18 protein-coding genes and 1 pseudogene are annotated in these 23,355 nt (G+C 71.8%); 8 read left to right on the forward strand and 11 right to left on the reverse strand.

The window, feature by feature from the left end; genetic code table 11:
- Nucleotides 1–2 precede the first annotated feature (2 nt).
- The gene (locus AB0C25_RS31425; protein WP_357378057.1) at nt 3–1,241 is read right to left on the reverse strand and encodes a PspC domain-containing protein; all 1,239 of its coding nucleotides are present in this window, start codon (nt 1,239–1,241) and stop codon (nt 3–5) included.
- Between the two features lie 182 nt (nt 1,242–1,423).
- Here AB0C25_RS31425 and AB0C25_RS31430 point away from each other — a divergent pair, with 182 nt between their 5' ends.
- The 3 genes and pseudogenes from AB0C25_RS31430 (at nt 1,424) to AB0C25_RS31440 (ending at nt 5,250) form a co-directional block, all read left to right on the forward strand.
- Complete coding sequence (locus tag AB0C25_RS31430) at nt 1,424–3,238, forward strand: PspC domain-containing protein (protein ID WP_357378013.1); 1,815 nt, start codon at nt 1,424–1,426, stop codon at nt 3,236–3,238.
- Nucleotides 3,235–3,429 (forward strand): annotated as a pseudogene (locus tag AB0C25_RS31435) (hypothetical protein); the annotation flags it as partial. The gene AB0C25_RS31430 and the pseudogene AB0C25_RS31435, both read left to right, overlap by 4 nt.
- A 567-nt stretch (nt 3,430–3,996) precedes the next feature.
- Nucleotides 3,997–5,250 carry a phosphatidylserine decarboxylase gene (locus AB0C25_RS31440; protein WP_357378015.1) on the forward strand — a complete coding sequence of 418 codons (1,254 nt, stop codon included), beginning with the start codon at nt 3,997–3,999 and terminating at the stop codon, nt 5,248–5,250.
- Nucleotides 5,251–5,311: 61 nt separating this feature from the next.
- On the opposite strand, the gene AB0C25_RS31445 is transcribed toward AB0C25_RS31440, so the two are convergent.
- The 3 genes from AB0C25_RS31445 to AB0C25_RS31455 all read right to left on the reverse strand — a co-directional run bounded on the left by AB0C25_RS31445 (nt 5,312) and on the right by AB0C25_RS31455 (nt 9,351).
- The gene (locus tag AB0C25_RS31445) at nt 5,312–6,250 is read right to left on the reverse strand and encodes a CDP-alcohol phosphatidyltransferase family protein (protein ID WP_357378017.1); all 939 of its coding nucleotides are present in this window, start codon (nt 6,248–6,250) and stop codon (nt 5,312–5,314) included.
- A gap of 347 nt (nt 6,251–6,597) precedes the next feature.
- The gene (locus tag AB0C25_RS31450) at nt 6,598–7,608 is read right to left on the reverse strand and encodes an NUDIX domain-containing protein (RefSeq protein ID WP_357378059.1); all 1,011 of its coding nucleotides are present in this window, start codon (nt 7,606–7,608) and stop codon (nt 6,598–6,600) included.
- A 792-nt stretch (nt 7,609–8,400) separates the two neighbouring features.
- Nucleotides 8,401–9,351, reverse strand: a complete 951-nt coding sequence (locus AB0C25_RS31455) for an NUDIX domain-containing protein (RefSeq protein ID WP_357378019.1) — start codon at nt 9,349–9,351, stop codon at nt 8,401–8,403.
- Nucleotides 9,352–9,494: 143 nt separating this feature from the next.
- Between AB0C25_RS31455 and AB0C25_RS31460 the strand changes: the two genes are divergently transcribed.
- Nucleotides 9,495–9,902: a PspC domain-containing protein gene (locus AB0C25_RS31460; protein WP_357378021.1), complete on the forward strand. Its 408-nt coding sequence runs from the start codon at nt 9,495–9,497 to the stop codon at nt 9,900–9,902.
- A gap of 7 nt (nt 9,903–9,909) precedes the next feature.
- Here AB0C25_RS31460 and guaA read toward each other — a convergent pair whose 3' ends face one another.
- Nucleotides 9,910–11,466 (reverse strand): glutamine-hydrolyzing GMP synthase, encoded by a 1,557-nt coding sequence (gene guaA / locus AB0C25_RS31465; RefSeq protein WP_357378023.1) that lies wholly within the window; start codon nt 11,464–11,466, stop codon nt 9,910–9,912.
- Nucleotides 11,467–11,612: 146 nt separating this feature from the next.
- Here guaA and AB0C25_RS31470 point away from each other — a divergent pair, with 146 nt between their 5' ends.
- Nucleotides 11,613–12,068 carry a GNAT family N-acetyltransferase gene (locus AB0C25_RS31470; protein ID WP_357378025.1) on the forward strand — a complete coding sequence of 152 codons (456 nt, stop codon included), beginning with the start codon at nt 11,613–11,615 and terminating at the stop codon, nt 12,066–12,068.
- Here AB0C25_RS31470 and AB0C25_RS31475 read toward each other — a convergent pair.
- Nucleotides 12,065–13,762 carry a GMC family oxidoreductase gene (locus AB0C25_RS31475; protein WP_357378027.1) on the reverse strand — a complete coding sequence of 566 codons (1,698 nt, stop codon included), beginning with the start codon at nt 13,760–13,762 and terminating at the stop codon, nt 12,065–12,067. The two genes, AB0C25_RS31470 and AB0C25_RS31475, sit on opposite strands and share 4 nt — an antisense overlap.
- A 145-nt stretch (nt 13,763–13,907) precedes the next feature.
- Between AB0C25_RS31475 and AB0C25_RS31480 the strand changes: the two genes are divergently transcribed.
- Nucleotides 13,908–15,026 (forward strand): LCP family protein, encoded by a 1,119-nt coding sequence (locus AB0C25_RS31480; RefSeq protein ID WP_357378029.1) that lies wholly within the window; start codon nt 13,908–13,910, stop codon nt 15,024–15,026.
- A 6-nt stretch (nt 15,027–15,032) separates the two neighbouring features.
- On the opposite strand, the gene AB0C25_RS31485 is transcribed toward AB0C25_RS31480, so the two are convergent.
- From AB0C25_RS31485 to guaB, 4 genes are all read right to left on the reverse strand, one after another.
- Complete coding sequence (locus AB0C25_RS31485; protein WP_357378031.1) at nt 15,033–16,487, reverse strand: M1 family metallopeptidase; 1,455 nt, start codon at nt 16,485–16,487, stop codon at nt 15,033–15,035.
- A 97-nt stretch (nt 16,488–16,584) separates the two neighbouring features.
- Nucleotides 16,585–18,000: a M1 family metallopeptidase gene (locus tag AB0C25_RS31490; protein WP_357378033.1), complete on the reverse strand. Its 1,416-nt coding sequence runs from the start codon at nt 17,998–18,000 to the stop codon at nt 16,585–16,587.
- Between the two features lie 154 nt (nt 18,001–18,154).
- Nucleotides 18,155–19,273 (reverse strand): GuaB3 family IMP dehydrogenase-related protein, encoded by a 1,119-nt coding sequence (locus tag AB0C25_RS31495; RefSeq protein WP_357378035.1) that lies wholly within the window; start codon nt 19,271–19,273, stop codon nt 18,155–18,157.
- A 30-nt stretch (nt 19,274–19,303) separates the two neighbouring features.
- On the reverse strand, nt 19,304–20,866 hold the full coding sequence (guaB, locus tag AB0C25_RS31500) for an IMP dehydrogenase (RefSeq protein ID WP_357378037.1): 1,563 nt from the start codon (nt 20,864–20,866) through the stop codon (nt 19,304–19,306).
- Nucleotides 20,867–21,051: 185 nt separating this feature from the next.
- Here guaB and AB0C25_RS31505 point away from each other — a divergent pair, with 185 nt between their 5' ends.
- A complete protein-coding gene (locus AB0C25_RS31505; protein WP_357378039.1) occupies nt 21,052–21,471 on the forward strand; it encodes a DUF5319 domain-containing protein in 420 nt (139 codons plus the stop codon).
- A 12-nt stretch (nt 21,472–21,483) separates the two neighbouring features.
- Here AB0C25_RS31505 and AB0C25_RS31510 read toward each other — a convergent pair whose 3' ends face one another.
- Nucleotides 21,484–22,302: a response regulator transcription factor gene (locus AB0C25_RS31510; RefSeq protein WP_357378041.1), complete on the reverse strand. Its 819-nt coding sequence runs from the start codon at nt 22,300–22,302 to the stop codon at nt 21,484–21,486.
- A gap of 253 nt (nt 22,303–22,555) precedes the next feature.
- Here AB0C25_RS31510 and AB0C25_RS31515 point away from each other — a divergent pair, with 253 nt between their 5' ends.
- Complete coding sequence (locus AB0C25_RS31515) at nt 22,556–22,939, forward strand: WhiB family transcriptional regulator (protein ID WP_357247129.1); 384 nt, start codon at nt 22,556–22,558, stop codon at nt 22,937–22,939.
- Nucleotides 22,940–23,355: the final 416 nt, after the last annotated feature.

Here is a 23,355-nt window from a genome sequence, read left to right on the forward strand (position 1 = left end):
GGTCATCTGTTCCTCTCCGCTGCGGACGAGTCCCGGGAGATCGGCAGTATCAACCGGACCTCGGTCCCCTCCCCCGGGCCGGACCGGATCTCGGCCCGTCCGCCGTGCCGCTTCATCCGCCCGATGATCGAGCCGCGTACGCCGTGCCGGTGGTCCTCCACGGTATCCGGATCGAAGCCCTTGCCCCGGTCCCGGATGAAGACGCTGACCTGATCGGGCTCCACCTCGGCGTAGAGCGACACGGTCTGCACGGCGGCGTGCCGGGCCGCGTTCACCAGCGCCTCCCGCGCGGCCGCGACCAGCGCCCCGACCTTCTCGTCGGTCTCCCGGTCCCCCACCACGACCGCCTCCACAGTGATCGCGTAGGTGTCCTCGACCTCGGCGGCGGCCTGCTCCAGCGCGGCGGCGAAGCGCTCACTCGGCGACGCGGTCGGCTTGTACAGCCAGTTGCGCAGCGAACGCTCCTGCCCTCGGGCCAGCCGCTGCACCATCTTGACGTCGCTGGCGTTGCGCTGGATCAGGGCCAACGTGTGCAGCACCTGATCGTGCACCATGGCGGCCAACTCGGCCCGCTCCTGCTCACGGATGCGCCCCTCGCGCTCCGAGCGGAGCTGGCTGTACGTCCGCCAGAGCACGGGCGCGGCGACCACGCCGACCCCCGCCAATCCGACCAGCGCGAAGATCACGCCGTTGATCACCGCGTCGAAGTTCTGTGCCGGCGAGTAGACCGCCGCGACGCCGATGATGCCGACCGCGACCAGCACCCCACCGCCGATGAACCGGAGCACGAACGCCCGCCGGTCACTCTCCTCGACGACCGCGCCGAGCCAGGGCACCGGCATGGCGTTACCCCACTGCCGCCGCCGTTCCGGCGCGGACTGGTGCCAGATGACCCCGGCACCGACCGCGATGATGGCCACCAGCCAACCGGCCGTGCCGGCCGCGCCCACCGAATCGAAGACCATTACCTGGATCAACAGGACGCCGAGCCCGATCCCCACGAACGGGAGGAGCTGGGCGACGTCGCGCCGGGGCGGTATCGCGGTGTCACCGGGCCGCAACGGCACCACCGCCCAGAAGGCCGCGTAGAGCAGCAGGCCGAGCCCGCTCAGGCCGAGGAGCACCATGAACGCGACGCGCACCCGCAGCACCGAGATGCCGAGATGATCGGCGATACCGGCGGCGACGCCGGCGGCCATCCGGTGCTCGGGAGCACGGTAGAGGCGCGGAGGCGGAATCACGGTGCTGATCGGATGCTCCCTGGTCGCGGTGGCGGGTCGGTGCAGGTCGGTGATCTGATCGTCACACGCTGCGGCGTCGACGACCACGGGGACGCCCCGGACATTCCGGCGGCCGGATCTCAGGGTGGGGTCAGGGTCGGGTCCTGAGGTCGTTCGGGTTCACCTGGCAGCAGGATCGAAGCATGACCGAGGAAGCTGCCCCGCCACCCCGACCGGGGTCGGCGGAGCCGGGTGGTTCAGCACCGCCCCCACCAGCCACGACGCCCGCCGAATGGACCGAGCCCCGCACGTTCGGTCCGCCCACCGGCTACGGCCCGGACAGCGGCGGCACACCCGCCGATCCGGCCGGCGGCTACCCGCCGCCCACCGGCGGCCACGGGCCGGGGTTCGCGGCCGGCACCGGCTACGGAGCTCCGGGCACGCCACCCGGACCGGGCGGTCCGGGTCCGTCCGCGCCGCCACCGCCGTTCGCCGGCACCGGTTTCACCTCGCGGTACGGGTTGGTCCGACCGCGCGAGGGCCGGTATCTGGCCGGCGTCTGCGCGGCGATCGGACGAGCCACCAACACCGACCCGGTGCTCTGGCGGGTGCTGCTCGCGGTGCTCGGGTTCTTCGGTGGCATCGGCATCCTGGTGTACGTCGCCGCCTGGCTGATCATCCCGAACGAGGGCGACACCGCGTCCCCGATCGAGTCCATGCTCGGCCGCGGCCGCTCCAGCATGTCGCCGGTGACCGTCATCATCCTGGGCATCCTGGTCGCCGCCAGCTTCGGCTACATCGTCACCGACGCCTTCCGCGCGGTGCTGCTCGGCGCGGCCATCCTGGTCGCCGGCGCGCTTCTGCTCAATCGGGACAGCCGCACCCCACAGCCGGGCACCCCGGCCGGGCCGGCACCCTCCGGCAACCCGCCCGGCCCGGTCCCACCGGTGACCTGGCCCGCGCCCTCGTACGGCGTGGCACCGCCAAGCGGCCCACCGGCGACCGCACCGATGGCCGGCGGCGCTCCGGCATTCGCCACCGCGACCACGGGAGGAGCGCCCACCGTCACCACCCCGGCGTACGGCCTGCCACCGACCGGCGTTCCGCAGTCCACCGCCACGGCGCAGCCGGTCCCCGGAACGACCCCGGTGTCCGGGCAACCGGCCGACCCGACGACTGTCGCTGCGGGCTGGCCGGCGCCCGCCACGGACTGGCCGGGCACCGCCCCGACCATGGCCGGGTGGCCGTCGGCACCGGTGACCGGAGCACCCGCCGACCCGTCCGGCTATCCGACCGCCGCCCCGGCGTCCGGATACCGTCCCCCGTTCGCGCCGCACGGCCCGTACGCGACGCCGGCCCCGCCCGCTGCCCGTCCGCCGAAGCCACCGAAGCCGCCGAAGCGCCCCAAGGAGCGTTCGCCGCTCGGTGCGGTGACCTTCTCCCTGATCTTCCTGGTCCTCGGTGTGGTCGCCCTGCTCGACCTGCTCGACGTCTTCGCCATCAGCGCCTCGGCGTACTTCGCGGCCGCGCTGGCCACGATCGGGCTGGGTCTGCTGGTCGGCACCTGGTTCGGGCGGGCCCGCTGGCTCATCGCGCTCGGTCTGGTGACCGCGGCGGCGCTGGGCACGGGGACGGTCGCCGAGTCCTACGACCGGATCCGCGGGGTCGACGGCGCGGTGACCTGGGCACCCACGGACTACCGCGATCTGGCCGACCGGTACGAGAACAGCTTCGGTGACGCCGTACTCGACCTGCGCGGGATCGACTTCACGAAGCGGGACAGCCAGGTGACGGTTGCGATCAACTTCGGCAAGGCGACAGTGGTCGTCCCACCGAACGTGGACGTCACCACGGTGGCCGACGTCAACGCCGGCGACGCCACCATCTTCGGCAACCGTTCCGGCGGACTGGACGGTCGCCTACAGGAGACCACCGACCTCGGAATCGACGGTGCCGGCGGCGGCAAGCTGCGCCTGTACATCCACGTCAACGCTGGCAACCTGGAGGTGACCCGGTGAAGGCTCACCGCACGGATCTGGTGTCGTTCGCCTTCGGGCTCGTGTTCCTGGCGCTGTCGGCCTGGTGGCTGCTCGCCCAGATACTCGGGTTCGCGCTACCGGCGGTCGGTTGGTTCCTGGCCAGCGCCCTCATCCTGATCGGGGTCTTCGGGCTGGTCGGCGCACTGCGCTCAGGTCAGTCGGGCCCGCCGAAGCAGACCGCCGAGGTCGGTGCCACCGAGGTTGCCGCGCCCGTCTCCGGCGTGTCCGCTCCGGTCCCCGGAATGCCGACCTCCGGTGCGGCACTGCCGGTCTGGGAGGCCGAACGTTCCACCTGGGACGCTCCCGCGTCGCCAGCGACCCCGGAGACGGCCACCACCGAGGTACGGGCACCGCAGGCGCCGTCCACCGAGGTGATCCACCCGGCCTGGTTGGCTCACCAGCCGGCGGAACCGGAGACCGCCCCGATCACCGGTCAGCCCGACGACCCGACGCTCCCGCTCGTCAACCGAGCGCCGGAGGGGGACGAGCCGGCCCGGTCCGACCATCCGGACGAGCCGGCCGGCGACCAACCGGGTGACGGGCGGGAGGGCCGACGGGGAGAGGTCTGACCTCGGGCGCGGCCCGGCCAAGGCCGGCTCCACCGCCACGGCGGTGCCGATGGCCCGGACGGACGCATATGCTGGCCGGTGGAGATCTCGCCTCCGCCGGCCGGCCCGTCCCGCCATGGCGGTCCCGCCGCGATTCCCGTCTCTACCCCCGTCAGGAGCCCGCCCGACATGACCCAGTCCCCCGCCGTGCGTACGACCGGCCGATCCGGTCCGGTCCGCATCGGCGAGCGAGCCGCCCGCACGCTCGTCGCCGAGCTGGCCCGGATCAACGATCCCAAGGCCGCCCTGCTGGTCGGGGTCGGCCCGGAATCCGCGGTGCTGGCCGCGGCGATCGAGGCGCTGCTCCCCGGTGACCGGCTAACCGTGGTGCCCGCCGAGCCGCTCGGCGCTGCCGCGCTCCGCGAGCACGTCAACGCCCAGGGCCGCTGGGTCGCCGACCGGGTGGGGGTCGTCGACTCCCTGGCGGAGGCCGAATCCGCCGGGGTCGTCATCGCCGGCGAGGTGTTCAGCGGCACCGCCGAGGAGACCCGCAGCGGCATTGAGGGCCTGGCCAAGTTCCTGTCCGACGGTGCGGTCCTGAGCGTGGCCACCACCGCCACGCCCGGCCGGACCACCGGGGCCGCCGCGGAGCTGGCCCGCCAGGACGCCCTCTACGGCGTCGGCGCCGACCTGGTGCTGCGCAACTCGCCGCCGGTACGGGTCTACCGACTGCGCTTCACCCCGGCCAGCCCCGCCACGGCCGAGAGGCTCGCCCCCGCGCACCGGCCGTCGAGCGTGCCGCTGACCCGCGGCATGCACATCGACTCCAACGGCGTGGCCGCTGCCGGCATCACGCTGGGCCTCGCGGCGCTGGCCCGGGTGGTGCGCCCGTCGTCGAAGCTCTGGCTGCTACCGGCGCTGGCCGCCGGGCCGGTGGCCGCGTTCTTCCGGGACCCGGAGCGCGACGTACCGGAAGATCCGACCGCGGTGGTCGCCAGCGCGGACGGCAAGGTTCTGTCGGTGCAGCGACTACACGACGAGCGTTTCGGCGACGGCGAGTGGCTGCGGGTCGCGGTTTTCCTGTCGGTGCTGGACGTGCACGTCAACCGTGCCCCGGTCGCCGGCAAGGTGGTGGACTACTTCGTCGCCGACGGCGGCTTCGTCAACGCCATGAAGCCGGACGCCGAGCACAACGTCGCCGCGTACACCGTTTTGGACACCGCCCGTGGCACGGTGGTGGTCGCGCAGCGCACCGGGCTGATCGCCCGTCGGATCGTGCAGCGCGCGCCGATCGGCGCGCTGCTGGCCAAGGGTGAGCGCTTCGGGCTGATCCGTTTCGGCTCACGGACCGACGTCTACCTTCCGGCCGACGCCGCCGACCCGCTGGTCGGGCCGGGCGACAAGGTGGTGGGCGGGTCCACGGTCATCGCCCGCTGGCGCTGACCCACGAACGTGGAAACGGGGCGCCGCTGACCGCGGCGCCCCGTTCTCGTTGCCGGAAAAATCAGGCGGTACGACGCTGCCGCAGCCAGAGCACCGGCCCGCTGACCAGGTAGCCCACCACGATCAGTGCGAACGTGAGCCGGATGTCGATGAGTGCGCCGATCACCGGGGCCAGCCACAGCCACGGCGGCAGCTTCACCAGGCGGGCGAGCTTGGCGTACGGGAAGCTCGACACCATCGCGAAGGCAAGCAGCGCGACCCCCGCGACCAGCACAGCACCGGGCACGGGAAGGCCGATCGCCACCGTCACGGCGAGCACCGCGGCCGCCATGGTGGTGGGCACGCCGCAGAAGAACCTGCCGTCCTTCGGCGAGACGTTGAAGCGGGCCAGTCGAATCGCGGCGCACGCCGCGACCAGGGCACACGCCACCGCCGCCGCCGCCGTGGAGACGGAGCCGGCGAGTGAGGCGTAGACCACCACGGGCGCGGCGAGGCCGAACGAGCACATGTCGGCCAGGGAGTCCATCTGCGCGCCGAACGGGCTGGCGACGCCCAGCCGTCGGGCCAGTGCGCCGTCCAGGCCATCGAAGGCGACACAGGCGATCAGGCAGAGCGCGGCGATGCGCACCTCACCCTGCATGGCCAGGAAGATCGCCAGCATGCCGAGCATCAGGCTGGCCAGCGTGCAGGCGTTGACCAGGCCGAACTTCATCCGGCGGGCAATTGTGCGGTCGCCGGGGAGCAGCGGGATCGAGTGCGACGAAGCCTCGTCGGCGTGCGCCAGGGGCGGCATCGCCGGACTGACCGGCACGATCGCCTCGATCTCCGCTCGACCGACGCCGGACGCCGGGCGGCTGAGCCGGTCCAGGCCGTAGCGGCGGCGCTGCCGGTCGGCGTACCGGTGCTCGGTCGGGGTCAGGTCGGTCACGTGCAGGTCACCGTCACGGCGACCGACCCGGACCAACAGCACCTGGCGGGCGAATGTGCTGCTGCGGCGCAACGGGCCCGCCCAGCGACGCCCTGCGGGGCGCGGACTGTCAGTAGTACGACGCCGGCGCCATGGGGCTCTCGGCACGTTTCCTCCATCACCGGATCGGCTGGCCGCCACGGGGCGGGTGTCCGGCTGTCTCGTGCCGGACCGTGCGTGGCCCGGCAGCCGTTTTGCGCGGAGTACACCATCGCATAGGGGGACATGGCTTGGCGATAGCTGCCGGCGGTGCTTGTAACTGGTCTAAACCGCTCGAACCGCTCGCTTATTCCCATCCCGGGCTTCATCGCCCGTTTCCTCCATCATTCCCGCCATTGACTGTACCGGAGGGTCACCAACTCGGCTCATCGAGCGGAGTGCTATCGGCCACTCTGTCCGATTGCCAAGGCAGCGATATCGCTCAACGGCAGGTCGAGGGCCTGCTCGCGGGTGAACCATCCAGCCCGCGCCGTCGAACCTCCGGCCGATTCGGTGACCACCGCATCGCTGGGTGTGTCCACCAGCACCCGATAGGTCACCCGTACGCCGTGCCAGTCCAGAGGTCGACCCTCCGGGCCGAGCGCGGCAGGGTTGTGCAGGTTGTTCACGCCGAGGATCTCCTCCACGCGGCCCCGCTGGCCACCCTCCTCGACCAACTCCCGGAGCAGACCGGTGGCCGGCTGCTCGCCGTGATCGGTCCCCCCGCCCGGGAGGTGCCACAGGCCAGCCCCCGGATAACCGGCCGCGATCTCGGTCAGCAGGATCCGCCCAGCCGGGTCGGTGACCAGCCCGTACGCCCCGAAGCGCAGCCTGCGGTCGGGATGCGGCGGCGAAAACGGCACACGCGCCTGAGGCGTCCCGGGCGCCAGTGGGGTCACCGGCAGACCGAGCACCCCGGCGGTGAACGGTGTCAGCGGCACCCGCGCCGCCTCAGCCAGGGTGAGCCAGCACACCCGGTCCACCGCGCCACCACCGACGTCGCCCATCACGCCGTCGCCCGATGCGTCGCCAGGCAGAACGCCGTCGCCCGGCGCACCTTCACGCAATACGGCGTCGCCCGGTACGCCGTGAGGCTGTACGCCGTCGCGCAGTGCGCCGTGCTGCGCAGCAAGCTCGAACAGCAGCCGGTCGGTATGCAGCGCGACGTCGCCCTCCGGATAGGTGACCACGTCGGCGACCACCGTGCGGAGCCGGCCGACCACCACGGTCAACCCGGTCTGCTCGGCTACCGCACGGACCATGGCGCGTTCCGGGTGCTCGGCATGCGCCACCGCGTCACCGGGCAGCCGCCAGATCCCCGGGAACTCACCCCCGACCCCGTCCCGGACCACCAGGACCCGGTCCGAATCCCACAAAACTCCGAAAACGCCAACCCGCCGCAGAAAGTCCATCCCCACCAACTCCGCTCCCCCGCCAACCCACCCGACCGCCCCGGCCAACCCGCCGCCCCGCCCAGCCGCCCAGCCGCCCAGCCGCCCAGCCGCGTCGATCATGAGGTTATTGCCGTCCGTCTCGGCGTGTCCTGACAATAACTTCATGATCGACGCTCGGGGTCCGAGGAAACGCGCGAGTGCTGTCCGTTTTGGGCGTTAGGTCGCTCTGCCGGCAGCGGGGCGCACCGCGGAAGACTCGTCTAGCGATGATCGACTCGGGTTCATTGATGTCGGGGTATTCGGGAGCTTGGGACACCCCGACATCAGCAAAACGGGGGTGATCATCCGGCTTGTACCGCTCGTCGGGATTTCTCGCGAGCCACGTCTCTCCGAGGTCCGGATTGCCGCCGAACCATCCAACGCCCGGCGCTCGGCACTCGCACCCGGGCCAGACGCGCTGCTGTCAGCGACCACTACCGGCGAAGACCTACCCCGCCAGCACGCCCACCACCAGACACACCATCGCCGGCAACGCGCTACGAACCAAGCGCCCGCCAGCACGCACCACCAGCGTCCAAGCCCGCCGCCAACGCGCCACCGGTCAAGCGCCCGCCAGCACGCACCACCAGCGTCCAAGCCCGCCCCCACGCGCCACCGGTCAAGCGCCCGCCCAGCCCGCACCACCCCACCGGTCAAACGCCCGCCCAGCACGCACCACCCCACCGGCCGAGCGCCCGCCCAGCACGCACCACCCCACCGGCCAACCGACCGCGGCCGTCAGCCCGCTCCGAGTGGAACGGGGCCGGCTGGTCAGGTGAGCTGGGCGGCCTGGACCGCTTCGGCGGTCACCTCGGTGAGGTGGTGGGTGGGGAGAGCGCCGAGTTCCTCGCGGGCGAACCAGCGGGCCTCGCAGGTGGAGCCACCCACGTCGATCACGGTGAGCGGGTTGGGCTGGTCGACCACGACCCGGTAGAAGGCACGCACCCCGTGCCAGTCGATCGGGTAGCCCTCCGGGCCGAGCGACGCGGCGTCCCGGTGGCTGGCCACGCCGAGCAGCTCGACCAGACGGCCGGTCTGCCCGGTCTCCTCGACCAGTTCACGGATGAGCGCGGCACCGGGCTGCTCGCCGTAGTCGGTGCCGCCGCCGGGCAGGTGCCAGCAGCCAGCGCCGGGGTAGCCGTCGGAAACCCTGGTGAGCAGCACGCGACCGGCCGGGTCGGTGCACACCGCGTACGCGGCGAAGCGCTGCGCCCGGTGCAGCCCGTCCGGACCGGGCACCGCGTAGAAGGAGGGGAACTCGGGCGCCTCGTCGGGCACCACGTCGGCGGAGGACGTGGGCAACCCGAGCGCACGCGCGGTGAACGAGCGCAGCGGCAATTCGCGCGCCTCGTCGAGGGTGTACCAGCGGGCCAGGTCGGTGGGACGCTCGCCGACCCGGTCGGCGAGGGTGCCGCCGCGGACCGCCACCTGGTAGATCAGCCGGTCGGTGTGGATGGTGATGCCGCGCTCCGGCAGCGCCCGCATGTCGGCGAGAACGTCGGCCAGGCCCGAGACGGCGACCGACAGGCCGGTCTCGGCGGCGGTCTCGCGGACCACCGTGTGGTTGGGGTCCTCGCCGTGGTCGACCGCCCCGCCGGGCAGGGACCACGTGCCGGGGGTGCCGGAGCGCTCCGAGGCGCGAACCAGCAGGACTCGGCCTGTCGAATCAGCACAGACTGCGTATGCCGCGATCCTGCGGAGCGGCTCCAGCAAGGTGGTCACGGAAGCAAATTCTCCCCGCGCCGGGTTACCGGAACGGAAAAGAGTCGGATTCCTGACTGTCTGGCCCCGATCAGGGATTGGTCAGGGTAAGGATCCGGGCGGTCACCGAGGGCGGGGCGGGCACCGGCGCGGACCGTGGAGGCATGACATCGACCACCGCTCCCCACGCCCCGTACAAGCAGCTCCGTCGACCCACCACCGACCGCATGGTGGCCGGGGTCGCGAGCGGCGTCGGCCGCTACTTCGCCGTCGACCCCACACTGGTCCGGGTGGCCTTCGCGGTCACCGGCCTGCTCACCGGCGGGCTCGCGCTGCTCGCGTACCCGATCATGTGGTTCCTGATGCCCGAGGAGCCCACCGGCGCGCCGGCCTGGCCGCACGCGGCGGGCGTCGCGCCGCAGGCGGGTCCGCCGCCGACCGCCGGGCCTGCGCCGGGCGGGCCGATGCCGGGGTACGCCCCGACGCCGCCCTACCCGCCGACGACCCCGTTCGACGCGCCGCCGAGCCCGCCGTACAACCCGCACGACAGCAGCCCGCCGCCGGCCGTGTGAGCGGCGCTCACTCCCACTCGATGGTGCCCGGTGGCTTGCTGGTCACGTCCAGCACCACCCGGTTGACCTCGGCCACCTCGTTGGTGATCCGGGTGGAGATCCGGGCCACGATCTCGTAGGGCAGCCGTGACCAGTCGGCGGTCATGGCGTCCTCGCTGGAGACGGGGCGCAGCACCACGGGGTGCCCGTAGCTGCGCCCGTCTCCCTGCACCCCGACGCTGCGCACGTCGGCGAGCAGCACCACGGGGAACTGCCAGACGCCCCGGTCCAGGCCGGCGGAGGTCAGCTCCTCGCGGGCGATCAGGTCGGCCTCGCGGAGCAGGTCGAGGCGCTCCTGGTTGACCGCGCCGATGATCCGGATGGCCAGGCCGGGACCCGGGAACGGGTGCCGCCAGACCATCGCCTCGGGCAGGCCCAGCTGGAGGCCGAGCGCGCGGACCTCGTCCTTGAACAGGGTGCGCAGCGGCTCGACGAGCGCGAACTTCAGGTCCTCCGGCAGACCGCCGACGTTGTGGTGGCTCTTGATGTTGGCGGTGCCGGTGCCGCCGCCGGACTCCACCACGTCGGGGTAGAGGGTGCCCTGGACGAGGAACTCCACGTCGCCGTGCGAGGCGATCTCGCGGGCGGCGGCCTCGAAGACCCGGATGAACTCCCGACCAATGATCTTGCGCTTCTGCTCCGGGTCGGTCACGTCGGCCAGCGCGCCGAGGAACCGGTCGGTGGCGTCGACCACCTTCAGCTTGATGCCGGTGGCGGCGACGTAGTCCTTCTCCACCTGCTCGGCCTCACCGGCGCGCAGCAGGCCGTGGTCGACGAAGACGCAGGTGAGCTGGTCACCGACCGCCTTGTGTACGAGCGCGGCGGCGACCGCGGAATCCACCCCGCCGGACAGGCCGCAGATGACCTCCTTGTCGCCGACCTGGGCGCGGATCCGGGCAATCTGCTCGTCGATGATGTTCTCGGGCGTCCAGGTCGGCTCGATGCCGGCGATGTCGTACAGGAAGCGCGTCAGCATCTCCTGGCCGTGCGCGGTGTGCCCGACCTCCGGGTGGAACTGCACCCCGGCCCGGCGCCCGGCCAGGTCCTCGAAGGCGGCCACCGGAGCGCCCGCCGACTCGGCGGTCACCGTGAAGCCCTCGGGCGCCTCGGTCACGGCGTCGCCGTGACTCATCCAGACCGGCAGGTCCGCCGGCAGGTCACGCAGCAGCACACCCGGGTCGAGGAGGCGGGGGCGCAGCGGCGTGCCGCCGTACTCCCGGTTGCCGGTCCGCGCGACCGTGCCGCCGAGCGCCTGGGCCATCGCCTGGAAGCCGTAGCAGATGCCGAAGACCGGCACGTCGGCGGTGAACACGCCCGCGTCGATCTGCGGCGCGTCCGGCGCGTAGACGCTGGCCGGGCCACCGGAGAGGATGATCGCGGCGGGGTTCTTCGCCAGCATCTCGGCGATCGGCATCGAGTGCGGCACGATCTCGGAGTAGACCTTCGCCTCGCGAACCCGGCGCGCGATGAGCTGGGCGTACTGGGCTCCGAAGTCCACCACGAGGACGGGGCGAGGCAGGCTCATGTGCGCAAAGCCTACCGACAGTCACGGCCGGGTCGGGCACGGGCCGGCACTCCGGCGTGCCGCGGCGGCGGCTCCGGGTGCGGCGGCCGGTCGGAGGGCAACCTAGGATCGACGCGGGGCGATGGCGGCCGGAGGAGAGGACGGGTATGACCGAGGTGACCGTGCGGCCCTTCCGGGAAACCGACGCCGAGCTGCTTGCCGTACTCGTCGCCAGGTGCCTTCGGGAGGTCAACAGCCGCGACTACCCGGCCGACCTGATCGAGCGGATGTGCGCGCACTTCGACGCCGCCCGCTTCCACGAACTCGCCGCCGTCCGGGAGGTGTTCGTCGCGGAGCAGGGCGGGCGGGTGGTCGGCACCGTGTCCCGGGACGGCAACAAGGTCTACACGATGTTCGTCGATCCGGACCGCGCCGGCCGGGGTGTCGGCCGCCGGCTCATGCGCCACATCGAGCGCTTGGCCGGCGCTGACGGCCACGACCACATGGAAACCGGCGCCAGCATCACGGGGCACGGCTTCTATCACCGACTGGGCTACCACGACGTGCGGATCAGCGAGACCGACTTCGGGCTCAACCACATCCTCCGCAAGCCGCTCCCCTAGGCGCGCAGCGCGCCCGGGGCGTCCGCCGGCACCGCCGGGTGGCGCGGGGGTACGGGCGCGAGCCTGCGGTACGGGGAGCCGAGCGTCGGGCGGGGGTCCTCCTCGCCCTTGTTGGGCCAGAAGGCCATCGCCCGTTCCGCCTGCGCGGTGATCGTCAAAGAGGGGTTCACGCCGAGGTTGGCCGAGACCGCCGCGCCGTCGACCACGTGCAGCCCCGGATGCCCGTACACCCGGTGCCAGGGGTCGATCACCCCGTCGGCCGGCGTCGCCCCGATCACCGCGCCGCCCAGGATGTGCGCGGTCATCGGGATGTCGAACGGCTCGGTGAGCGGGCCACCCGGAGTGCCGCCGATCTCGTCGGCGAGCAGTCGGGCGGCGGTGTTGCCGGCCGGGATCCAGGTCGGGCTCGGGGTGCCGTGCCCCGGCCCGGTGACCAGCCGACGGCCGAGCGCGCCGCGCCGCCACCGGGTGGTCAGCGAGTTGTCCACCGACTGCATGACCAGGGCGATCACCGTCCGTTCCGACCAGCCGCGCACGGGCAGCATCCGGGCGACCAGCCCCGGTTGCCGCAGCATGCTGCCCAGCCAGCGCCGCACCCGGTGCGGACCGCCGTCGACGAGCAGCGACTGGAGCAGCCCCATCGCGTTGGAGCCCCGCCCGTAGCGGACCGGCTCGACGTGGGTCTGCGCGTCGGGGTGGAACGAGCTGGTGATGGCCACCCCCTCGGTGTAGTCCAGGCGCTCGGACCGGGCCTGTCGGCGGGACACCGAGGCGGCCAGGATCGCCTCGGAGTTGGTCCGGGTCAGCTCGCCGAGGCGGGGCGAGAGCCCGGGCAGCACGTCGTCGGCCTTCATGGCGTGCAGCAGCCGCTGGGTGCCGAGCGCCCCGGCGGCGAACACCACCTGGTCGGCGTGGACCACCTGCCGCCGCCTGCGCAGCCAGGCGCCCGTGCGCTCGGTACGCACCTCGTACCCACCGCCCGCCGCCGGTCGGACGGCGGTCACCGTGGTCAGCGGATGCACCGAGACGCCCTGCCGCTCGGCCAGCCAGAGGTAGTTCTTGACAAGCGTGTTCTTCGCCCCGTGCCGGCAGCCGGTCATGCACGAGCCGCAGTGCAGGCAGCCGGTGCGCTCCGGGCCGGCACCACCGAAGTACGGGTCGGCGACCCGCTGGCCGGGACGACCGATGTGCACACCGACAGGCGTGGCGTGGAAGGTGTGCCCCACCCCCATCCGCTCGGCCACCGCCCGCATGGCGCGGTCCGCGCCGGTCTCCAGGGGGTACGTGGTGACGCCGAGCATCCGCTTCGCCTGGTCGAAGTGGCCGGCAAGCTCGGCACGCCAGTCGGTGATGTCCCGCCACTGCGGGTCGGCGTAGAAGGCCGGCAACGGCTCGTAGAGGGTGTTCGCGTAGACGAGTGAGCCGCCACCCACCCCGGCACCGGACAGCACCAGCACCCCTCCGCCGGAACGTCGGTCGGCCGGGCGGAGCAGGGTGAGCCGCTGAATGCCGTAGCAGCCCAGCTTCGGCGCCCAGAGGAACCGGCGGGCCCGCCAGGACGTCTGCGGGAACTCGTCGTCGGTGAAGCGTCGGCCAGCTTCCAGCACGGCGACGGAGTAGCCCTTCTCGGCCAGCCGGAGCACGGTGACACTGCCGCCGAAGCCGGATCCGATGACGACCACGTCGTACCGCATGAACGCATCATTACTCGCGAGTAGCGCTCGCGCCAGCGCCAGTTTTCGCGCGATCATGCTCCGGCCGACCGACCCGACGCATTCCGGCCGCAACCCGGAGCACCCGTCGGAGCGTTGTTCACCAGACGGGTGGAAGGAATCCAAGATGATCCTCGGGTCGATGGCGCCGCGCCGACGGTGGTTGCTGCTGGGGTTGACGGCCCTCGCCGTCGTCGCGCTGATCGCGGCCGGCACGGTGGTGGTCACCCGGCTGACCGGCGACAGCAAGCCGAGCGGCGCTCCGGCGACCGGCTCGCCCACGCCGTCACCGGTCGGGACACCCACCCCGAGCCCCAGCGGCCCGCCGCCGGGCGCGAACATCACCGGCCCGCTCAACCTGCTGCTGGTCGGTGTGGACACCCGGGTCAGCGTGCCCGGCTGGGAGCCGCACGCGGACGCGGTGCTGGTGCTGCACGTACCCCAGGGGTTGGGCCAGGCGTACCTCTTCTCCCTCCCCCGCGACCTGCTGGTCGACATCCCGGCGTTCCCGAAGGCCGACTACAAGGGCGGCAAGACCAAGCTCACCCACGCCATGAGCTTCGGCAGCCGGGTGCCGGGCAAACCCAAACAACCAAGCACCGCCCAGGGGTACGAGCTGCTACGCAGCACGGTCAGCGGATACACCGGGCTGCGCATCGACGCCGGCGCGGTGCTCACGTTCAACGGGTTCGACCGGCTGGTCGACGCACTGGGCGGGGTGGACATCTACGTCGACCAGCGGGTCGAGTCGCGCCACCGGCAGCCGAACGGCAAGTACCGGCCGACCGCGCCCGGCGGATACACCGGGCCGCAGCAGATCTACGAGAAGGGCAACCAGCACCTCAACGGCTGGCAGGCACTGGACTACGCGCGGCAGCGCTACATCACCGGTGGTGACTACGCCCGGCAGCGGCACCAGCAGCAGCTCGTCAAGGCGCTGACCCGCAAGGTCCTGGACGAGGGCCTGGCCCGGCAACCGGAGCGGGTCGACCAGGTGGTCAGCGCCCTCGGCGACACCCTCGTGTACGCGGGCGGGCCGCGGATCGTCGACTTCGCGTACGCCCTGGGTGGGGTGCCGGCGAACCGCTTCACGCTCGTCGGCCTGCCCGGTTCCGGCGTCGGCAAGGGCAGCGCCTACCGCGGCGAGCAGCTCACCACCGTCGGCCGGAAGTTCATCAGCGAACTCCGTGCCGGCCGCGCCGACGCCTACCTCGCCGCCAACCCCGGCCTGGTCGTCAAGAACTGACCCCGGTCAGAGCCGCTTGGGCAGGGCCGGCTTCCTGGTGCCGTAGAGCCAGGCGTCGAAGACCCGGTCGAGCTGCTTGCCGGAGATGCGTTCGGCGAGCGCCACGAACTCGGCGGTGGTGGCGGTGTCGTTCCGCTTCTCCGCCGCCCAGGTCTTGACGATCTCGAAGAACGCCTTGTCGCCAACGGACACCCGCAGGGCGTGCAGCGTCATCGCACCGCGCTGGTAGACCGACTCGCTGAACAGCTCCTTCGCACCCGGCTTGCCCGGCGGCGTCTTCCACACCTTCTCGGGTGCCCCGGAGTACCGGTTGTCGAACGCCTTCTTGACCGTGGAATCTCTGGTGTGTTCGGCCCAGAGCCACTCCGCGTACGTCGCGAAGCCCTCGTTGAGCCAGATGTCCTCCCAGGCGCCCAGGGAGACGCTGTCGCCGAACCACTGGTGGGCCAACTCGTGGGCGACCACCCCGGTGTTCGGGCCCTGCCGGAAGAAACCTGCCGAGTAGACCGGGCGGCTCTGCGTCTCCAGCGCGTAGGAGATCCGGCTGTCCGAGACCACCACACCGCCGTACGCGTCGAACGGGTACGGCCCGAACACCGTCTCCAGGTAGTCGGCGACCTTTGTGGTCTCGGCGATCGCCGAATCCGCGAAACTGTTCGCCGCGATCGCGACCGCGCTGTAGACCGGCTTCCCCCGGTGCGTGGAGGTGGTGATCCGGAACTCGCCGATCACCATCGTGCTCAGGTAGCTGGCCATCGGCGACTTCTCCGACCACTTCCAGGTGGTCCACCCGCCCGTGCTGGCCTTGCCGCCGGGAACGCCGTTGCTGACCGCGGTGAGACCGTCCGGAACCGTGATCTCGAAGTCGTACGTGGCCTTGTCGGACGGGTGGTCGTTGACCGGGAACCAGGTGCTCGCCGACTCGGGCTGCCCCAGCGCGATGGCACCGTCGGGGGTGTGCAGGAATCCACCGTCACCGAGGGTCTCGTTCTTCAGCGGCTTCGGCACGCCCTCGTAGGCGATCTCGGCGACGAACCCGTTGCCGTTGACCAGACCGGAGGCTGGCGTGATCACCAGCTCGTTCCGCTCGCGGCGGTGCTTCGCCGGCGCACCGTCCACGGTGACCGCGGTGACGGTGAGGCCGGCGAGGTCGAGGTTGAACGTCGACAGGTCGGCCGTCGGGGTGGCCTGCACGGTGGTCGTACCGGTCAGTCGGTCCTTCGCGGGGTCGTAGCGCACCTTGACCACGTACCGTCCGACGTCGTAGCCGCCGTTGCCGTAGCTCGGGAAGTAGGCGTCGCCGGCCCCCGGCGCGCCCACGGTGAACGTCCGCGACGGCGTGGGCGACACGCTCGGCGGCGGCGCGGGCCTCGAGCCCGTCGAGTCGCATCCGGACAGGACGAGCGCCCCGGTCACCAGCAGAGCCGAGCCCGTCCGCAGTCCGCGTCGCCGCACCCGCATCCCACACCCTCCCCGTGACGGCCTGGGCCGCTCCCCGCGCACGGGCTTGTCCCCGCCGCCCCGGACGGCAGCATATCGACAGGCCAGCACGGCGCCGTCACGGCAGTGTCGGCGCTGAGCCACCCACCAACCAGGCGTCGAAGAGCGGTCGGAGCTGCCGACCCGCCACCCGCTCGGCCAGCGCGACGAGGTCCGCGGTGGTCGCGTTGCCCGCCGCCCTCTCGGTGGTCCAGGTCCGCAGGATCCGGAAGAACACCTCGTCACCGACAGTCCGTCGCAACGCGTGCACGGCCAACGCCCCGCGCTTGTAGACGGCCGTACCGAACATCCGCTCCCGGCCGGGCTCGACCGACGGCTGCGACCAGTCGGTGGCCGCGTACTGGAGCTCGAAGTTGCGTTGCGCGGTCCGGCCGCCGTCGTGTTCCTCCCACAGCCACTCGGCGTAGCTGGCAAAGCCCTCGTTCAGCCAGATGTCGCTCCACCTGCCCACCGACACGCTGTCGCCGAACCACTGGTGCGCCAGCTCGTGCACCACGACGCTCGGGTTGGGCCGATCGTCGGTGAAGAACGCGGGACCGTAGACCGGGCGCGACTGGGTTTCCAGCGCGTACCCGACCCGGTCGTCGGCGACCACGATCCCGCCGTACGAGTCGAACGGATACGGGCCGAAGCGGCTGGCCAGGAAGTCGGCGATCGCGCCGGTGCGGGCCAGTGAGGTGGCCGCGCCGCCGGCCGGTGGCAGGCTCGCCGCCACCGCCGTGACCATCGGCCGGCCGCCGTGCGTGGCGGTCACCACCCGGTAGTCACCGATCACCAGCGTGGTCAGGTAGCTGGCCATCGGGGTGCGCTCCGACCAGCGCCAGGTGGTCCAGCCGTCGGCGCTGCTCTTCGGCCCGGGCACTCCGTTGCTCAGCGCCGCCAGGCCGTCCGGCACGGTCACCGCCAGGTCGTAGCTGGCCTTGTCCGACGGGTGGTCGTTGACCGGGAACCAGGTGGCGGCCGAGTCGGGTTGGCCGAGCGCGATCGCGCCGTCGGCGGTGTGCAGGAAGCCGCCGCTGCCCAACGACCCGTCCACGGCGGCGGTGGGCACGCCCGCGTAGTCGACGGTCACCGTGAACTGCTGACCACGCCGAAGACCGTCACGTGGGGTGATCACCAACTCGCCGTCGTCGCGGCGGTGGTCGACCCGCGCGTCGCCCACCCGGACGGCGTCGACGGCGAGGCCGGCCAGGTCCAGGTTGAGCCGGGACAGGTCCTGGGTGGCCGTGGCGGTGATGACGGCTCGGCCGGTCAGCCGGTCGGTCGACGGGTCGTAGCGGACGTCCAGGCCGTAGTGGCTGACGTCGTAGCCGCCGTTACCGCGCCCCGGCACGTACGGGTCACCGGCGTCGGCCGCGCCGGGCCGGAACCCGTCGCGGTGCTCGCCCGTACACCCGGCCACCACCAGCCCGACGACGCAGGTCAGCGCGGCGACCAGCCGGGTGCCGGTGGGCGTCCGTCCGCTCCGGACCATGCTGACTCCTCCCGCGCGGGGTCCCCGGGTCAGGACGAGCGTAGCCAGCGGCGCCGACCGTGCGACCGGTATCGGCCTTTTGTTGGATGCGGGCGTAGCGCGACGAAGGCCGACCCCGCATCGCGCGGGGCCGGCCTTCCAGCGTCTGTGAAAATCAGCGGTCCAGGACCAGGCCGACCTTCTGGAACTCCTTCAGGTCGCGGTAACCGCACTTGGCCATCGCCCGACGCAGCCCACCGAACAGGTTGAGCTGGCCGTCCGCCTCGTCCGCCGGCCCGAAGAGGAGCTCCTCCATCGACCCGAGCGGCTCACCGGCCACCTCGAACGCGCCCCGCGGCAGCGACGGGTGGCTCGCCGCCGAGTGCCACCAGGCACCACCGGCGGGCGCCTCCTCGCAGAGCGACAGCGGCTCACCGAGCATCACCGCGTCCGCGCCGCAGCCGAGCGCCTTGGCGATGTCGCCCGACGTCTGGATGTCACCGTCGGCGATCAGGTGCACGTACCGGCCGCCGGTCTCGTCGAGATAGTCGCGACGGGCCGCCGCGGCGTCGGCGATCGCGGAGGCCATCGGCACCCGGATGCCCAGCACCGACTCGGTCGTCGACCACTCGTCGCCACCGATGCCCACGATCACACCGGCCGCGCCGGTACGCATCAGGTGCAGCGCCGTCTTGTAGTCCGTGCAGCCGCCGACGATCACCGGCAGGTCGAGGTCGGCGATGAACTCCTTGAGGTTCAACGGCTCGTCGGTGGTCGACACGTGCTCGGCCGAGACGATGGTGCCCTGGATGACCAGGATGTCCACCCCGGCGTCCAGGATCACCGGGGCCAGCGCCAGGGTGTGCTGCGGAGAGACCCGTACCGCCACCGTGCCGCCACCGGCACGCAGCTCGCGCACCCGCTCGGCGATCAGGTCCGGACGGATCGGCTCGGCGTACACCTCCTGGAGCCGCTTGGTGGCGCGGGCCTCCTCGTCGAGGCTGGCCAGCTCGTCGAGCACCTTCGTCGGGTTCTCGTAGCGCGTCCACAGGCCCTCGACGTTGAGCACGCCGAGACCGCCGAGCTGACCGAGGCGGACCGCCGAGGCCGGGCTCATGGTGGCGTCGGAGGGGTGGCCGACGCACGGGATGCCGAACGGGTACGCATCGAGCTGCCAGGAGGTCGACACGTCGTCGACATCCCGGGTACGCCGGCTCGGCACGATGGCGATGTCGTCCAGGTGGTAGCCGCGCTGCGCGGTCTTGCCCAGCCCGATCTCGACCACGTCACGCATGGGGGACTCCAGGTGGTTGGGGGTGATGGATCAGCGGGAGTGGTAGTTGGGCGCCTCGACGGTCATCTGCACGTCGTGCGGGTGGCTCTCCTTCAGGCCGGCCGCGGTGATCCGGATCAGCTGGCCACGCCGGTGCAACTCGGGGATGGTCGGGGCGCCGCTGTAGAACATGCCCTGCCGGAGGCCGCCGACAAGCTGGTGGGCGACGGTGGCGAGCGGGCCACGGTAGGGGACCTGCCCCTCGATCCCCTCCGGGATCAGCTTCTCGTCGGAGATCACGTCGTCCTGGAAGTAGCGGTCCTTGGAGTAGGACTTCTGCACACCCCGGCTCTGCATGGCACCGAGCGAGCCCATCCCCCGGTAGGACTTGTACTGCTTGCCGTTGATGAAGATCAGCTCGCCGGGGCTCTCCTCACAGCCCGCGAGCAGGCTGCCGAGCATCACCGAGTCGGCACCGGCCACGAGGGCCTTGGCGATGTCACCGGAATACTGCATGCCACCGTCACCGATCACCGGCACACCCAGCGGCCGGCAGGCACGGGCCGCTTCCATGATCGCGGTGATCTGCGGTACGCCGACCCCGGCGACGACCCGGGTGGTGCAGATCGACCCCGGGCCGACCCCGACCTTGACAGCGTCCGCGCCGGCCTCGGCCAACGCGCGGGCACCGGCGTAGGTGGCCGAGTTGCCACCGATCACCTGAACGTCGGTCTCCCGCTTGAGGCGCTGGATCATCTCGACGATGGCCCGACTGTGGCCGTGCGCCACGTCCACCACGATCACGTCCACCCCGGCGTCGACGAGGGTCCGAGCCCGCTTGTACGACTCCTCACCGAAGCCGATCGCGGCGGCGACCCGCAGCCGACCCGAGGAGTCCTTCGTCGCCAGCGGGAACTGCTCACTCTTGGTGAAGTCCTTGACGGTGATCAGACCGCGCAACCGGCCGCCCTCGTCGATCAGCGGCAGCTTCTCGACCTTGTGCTTGCGTAGCAGGTCGAGCGCGTCGGCCTTGGTGACCCCGACCGGCGCGGTGATCAGCGGGGTCTTGGTCATGACCTCGTGGACCGGGGTGGACGGATCGGAGACGAACCGCATGTCCCGGTTGGTGATGATCCCCACCAGTGCGCCGCTGGCGTTGGTGACCGGCAGGCCGGAGATCCGGAACTTCGCACAGAGCCGGTCCACGTCGCGCACTGTGTCCTCCGGCGAGCAGGTCACCGGATTGGTGATCATGCCCGACTCCGAACGCTTCACCAGGTCGACCTGCTGGGCCTGGTCTTCCATCGAGAGGTTGCGGTGCAGGACGCCGATGCCGCCGTTACGGGCCATCGCGATCGCCATCCGTGCCTCGGTGACCGTGTCCATCGCGCTGGAGACCAGCGGGATGGCGATCTCGATCTCCCGGGTCAGCCGGGTGCGGGTGTCCACCTCGCTGGGGGCGACGTCCGACTCGCCCGGCTGCAACAGCACGTCGTCGAAGGTGAGACCGAGCGGCACCACCCGCGCAGAGCCGGCCGGCAGCTCGGGCAGGTGGCCGCCCAGGTCGGCGTACTCGGCGCCGGCCGCAAAGTCGGTGCTGGGCGAATTTTCCACGATTGCTCCCCTGAGCTGCTCGAATGGGCTTCAGCGAGGTGGCGCGTGCGGGCACCGGAGCACGCCACGGTGCCGGCACGTCGCCTCATCGTACCCAGTGAGCTGGGCGACCCGTCCGTGGCAGGCCGGCCCGGCGCAAGGCCGGGGGGCGGACGTTCGCGCCGCGTTGGGTCTACGGTGAGGGGGTGCACGACGAGCCCATCGACCCGTTCAACGGCGACCCGGCCGATCCGACAGCGGGTCTGGATGACCCGGGCGACGACGCGACGCCGGATCCGCTGACCGACGTCGAGCGGCAGGATGTGCTGGAAGACCTCGCCGACCTGGAGATCTACCAGGCTCTGCTGGCCCCGATCGGGGTCCGCGGGCTGGTGATCGAATGCGAGGACTGCCGGGAGCCGCACTACTTCGACTGGGACCTGCTCCGCGGCAACCTGCGACACCTGCTCAACTCCGGTCGGCCCCGGGTGCACGAGCCCGCCTACGACCCCGACCCAGACCACTACGTGACCTGGGACTACGCCCGGGGGTACGCCGACGGGGTGCACGACACCCTGACCGAGGGCACCGAGGACGAGCCGGGCGCCCCGACCGCCACCGAGTGACGGCGGCGGGCCTCAGGCGACCAGGCCGGCCCGGAAGCCAGCTGCCACCGCGTGTGCCCGGTCCCGAGCGCCAAGCTTGCGGAACAACCGGCGGGCGTGCGTCTTGACGGTGTCCTCCGACACGAACAACTCCCGACCGATCTCCGCGTTGCTCTTGCCCTCGGCCATGCCGAGCAGCACCTGAAGCTCGCGCTCGGTCAGCCCGATCGACGCCCGGCTGGGCCGGGCGTTGGGCGCGGGCCGGGCCGGATCGGCCTGCTCCGCCGACGACTCGCCGGTCGCCGACTCGGCCTCGTCGTCACCCCGCTGCACCGGCACCGACGGCACACCCGCCTGTCCCTCGCCGGGCGTGGCCGCCCAGCCGGGATCGCCGGAGCCACGCGGTGACGGCCCCGAGCGGCCCGAACCACCCACTGCCGCGGCGTCCCGGGCAGGATCGGTGATCCGCTGCCGCGACGCCCGTCCGGGGGCGGTGAGCAGCAGCAGCGCCTTCGCCACCGCGCTGGTCAGGTCGTGGTCGACATTCTGAATGAGACCCCGGGCACCGGCGCTGATGGTGGCCGCCGCGGCCTCGGACTCCTCGGTGCCGAGCAACAGCACCGCGGCCTGCGGGGCGCGGGCCAGTACCCGACGCACGAAGCCGGCGCTGTCCGGCCGGGTCAGGGCCGTATCAGCCAGCACCACGTCAGCCGGTCGCTCGGCGAGCCGCAGCATCACCTCAGGATCAGAGACGGCGGTACGAACGATTGCGGACAACCCCAGCCGCGCGGCAGCAGAAGTAAGGTGCTGGGCCGCGAGTGGTGTCCGAACGCACACAAGAACGGTACGCACTGTGGTCTCCTCTCCGCCAACGAGCAGACCATGACGGGGTCGGCTGGGGAGGGGGTTCCCGGCAATCCTTCGAACTTTTCCGACAGTTGGGGCAAAAGCCGCAATTTCTAGGACGTTTTCGATCACAGACGTGTGAGTCGACGAGAGTCCGGGTACCGGGAGGGCCAGGCCGGGAACGGTGCGCCTGCGCGGCCCGCCGCCCGGATGCCGGCCATATGGATTCTCGCGGAGCCGCGCGGGAGGAGGGGTGCTGATGTCGAACGTACGTAGACTGCCCGGACCCATCGTCGATCTCTGGGACTGGCAGCGACTCGGTGCCTGCCGGGGCCGGGACAGCGCCCAGTTCTTCCACCCCGACGGCGAGCGAGGCTCTTCCCGACTGCGTCGCGAGTCCTCCGCCAAGGCAGTCTGCCGCGCCTGCCCGGTGCGGGCCGAGTGCGCCGCGCACGCCCTGTCAGTCCGCGAGCCCTACGGCGTCTGGGGCGGCTTCAGCGAGTCTGAACGACTCCGACTGCTCGCCGTCGGCTGGGAGGACCTGGCCGACCGCCGACACGCCCGGGTCGACGTCGCCCGACTGGAGGCCCGACTGGGTCGCCCACACAAGTCGACAGTCCCGGCCCAACGCCACGTCGCCTGACCTCACACGTCCCCGAACCGCGCCTCCGCCTCGGAGGCGCGGTTTCGTGTCGATTGGTCAACTCCCGCCCGCCACGCCAACGCCGTCGTGATTCAACCGCCGGCACCGTCGCGCTCGACCCCAACGCCGCCGTGAACTACCGCCGGCCACGTCGCGCTCGACGCCAACGCCGTGGTGATCCACCGGGGGACACAACGCGCTCGACGCCAAGGGTGTCGTGATCTACCGCCGCCCACGTCGCGCTCGACGCCAAGGCCGTCGTGATCGGCTCGGCTTCATTGAAATCGGGGCATCCCGCCTACCCGGACACACCGATATCAGTGGGCTAGTTGCATCCTGTTTGTGCTGGTCGGCGAGGGTTGACGGGGCTCGTGGTGGTGATCGAGCCGCTGGCCGCGCCCCTGTTGATCTACGGT

The sequence above is a fragment of the Micromonospora sp. NPDC048839 genome, assembly GCF_040649915.1.
Lineage (GTDB): Bacteria > Actinomycetota > Actinomycetes > Mycobacteriales > Micromonosporaceae > Micromonospora.

Coding starts and splice junctions, on each gene's coding strand:
- AB0C25_RS31430 (WP_357378013.1), top strand. CDS start 1,424: ATGACCGAGGAAGCTGCCCCGCCACCCCGACCGGGGTCGGCGGAGCCG.
- AB0C25_RS31440 (WP_357378015.1), top strand. CDS start 3,997: ATGACCCAGTCCCCCGCCGTGCGTACGACCGGCCGATCCGGTCCGGTC.
- AB0C25_RS31450 (WP_357378059.1), bottom strand. CDS start 7,608: ATGGACTTTCTGCGGCGGGTTGGCGTTTTCGGAGTTTTGTGGGATTCG.
- AB0C25_RS31460 (WP_357378021.1), top strand. CDS start 9,495: ATGACATCGACCACCGCTCCCCACGCCCCGTACAAGCAGCTCCGTCGA.
- guaA (WP_357378023.1), bottom strand. CDS start 11,466: ATGAGCCTGCCTCGCCCCGTCCTCGTGGTGGACTTCGGAGCCCAGTAC.
- AB0C25_RS31470 (WP_357378025.1), top strand. CDS start 11,613: ATGACCGAGGTGACCGTGCGGCCCTTCCGGGAAACCGACGCCGAGCTG.
- AB0C25_RS31475 (WP_357378027.1), bottom strand. CDS start 13,762: ATGCGGTACGACGTGGTCGTCATCGGATCCGGCTTCGGCGGCAGTGTC.
- AB0C25_RS31480 (WP_357378029.1), top strand. CDS start 13,908: ATGATCCTCGGGTCGATGGCGCCGCGCCGACGGTGGTTGCTGCTGGGG.
- AB0C25_RS31485 (WP_357378031.1), bottom strand. CDS start 16,487: ATGCGGGTGCGGCGACGCGGACTGCGGACGGGCTCGGCTCTGCTGGTG.
- AB0C25_RS31490 (WP_357378033.1), bottom strand. CDS start 18,000: ATGGTCCGGAGCGGACGGACGCCCACCGGCACCCGGCTGGTCGCCGCG.
- AB0C25_RS31495 (WP_357378035.1), bottom strand. CDS start 19,273: ATGCGTGACGTGGTCGAGATCGGGCTGGGCAAGACCGCGCAGCGCGGC.
- AB0C25_RS31515 (WP_357247129.1), top strand. CDS start 22,556: ATGTCGAACGTACGTAGACTGCCCGGACCCATCGTCGATCTCTGGGAC.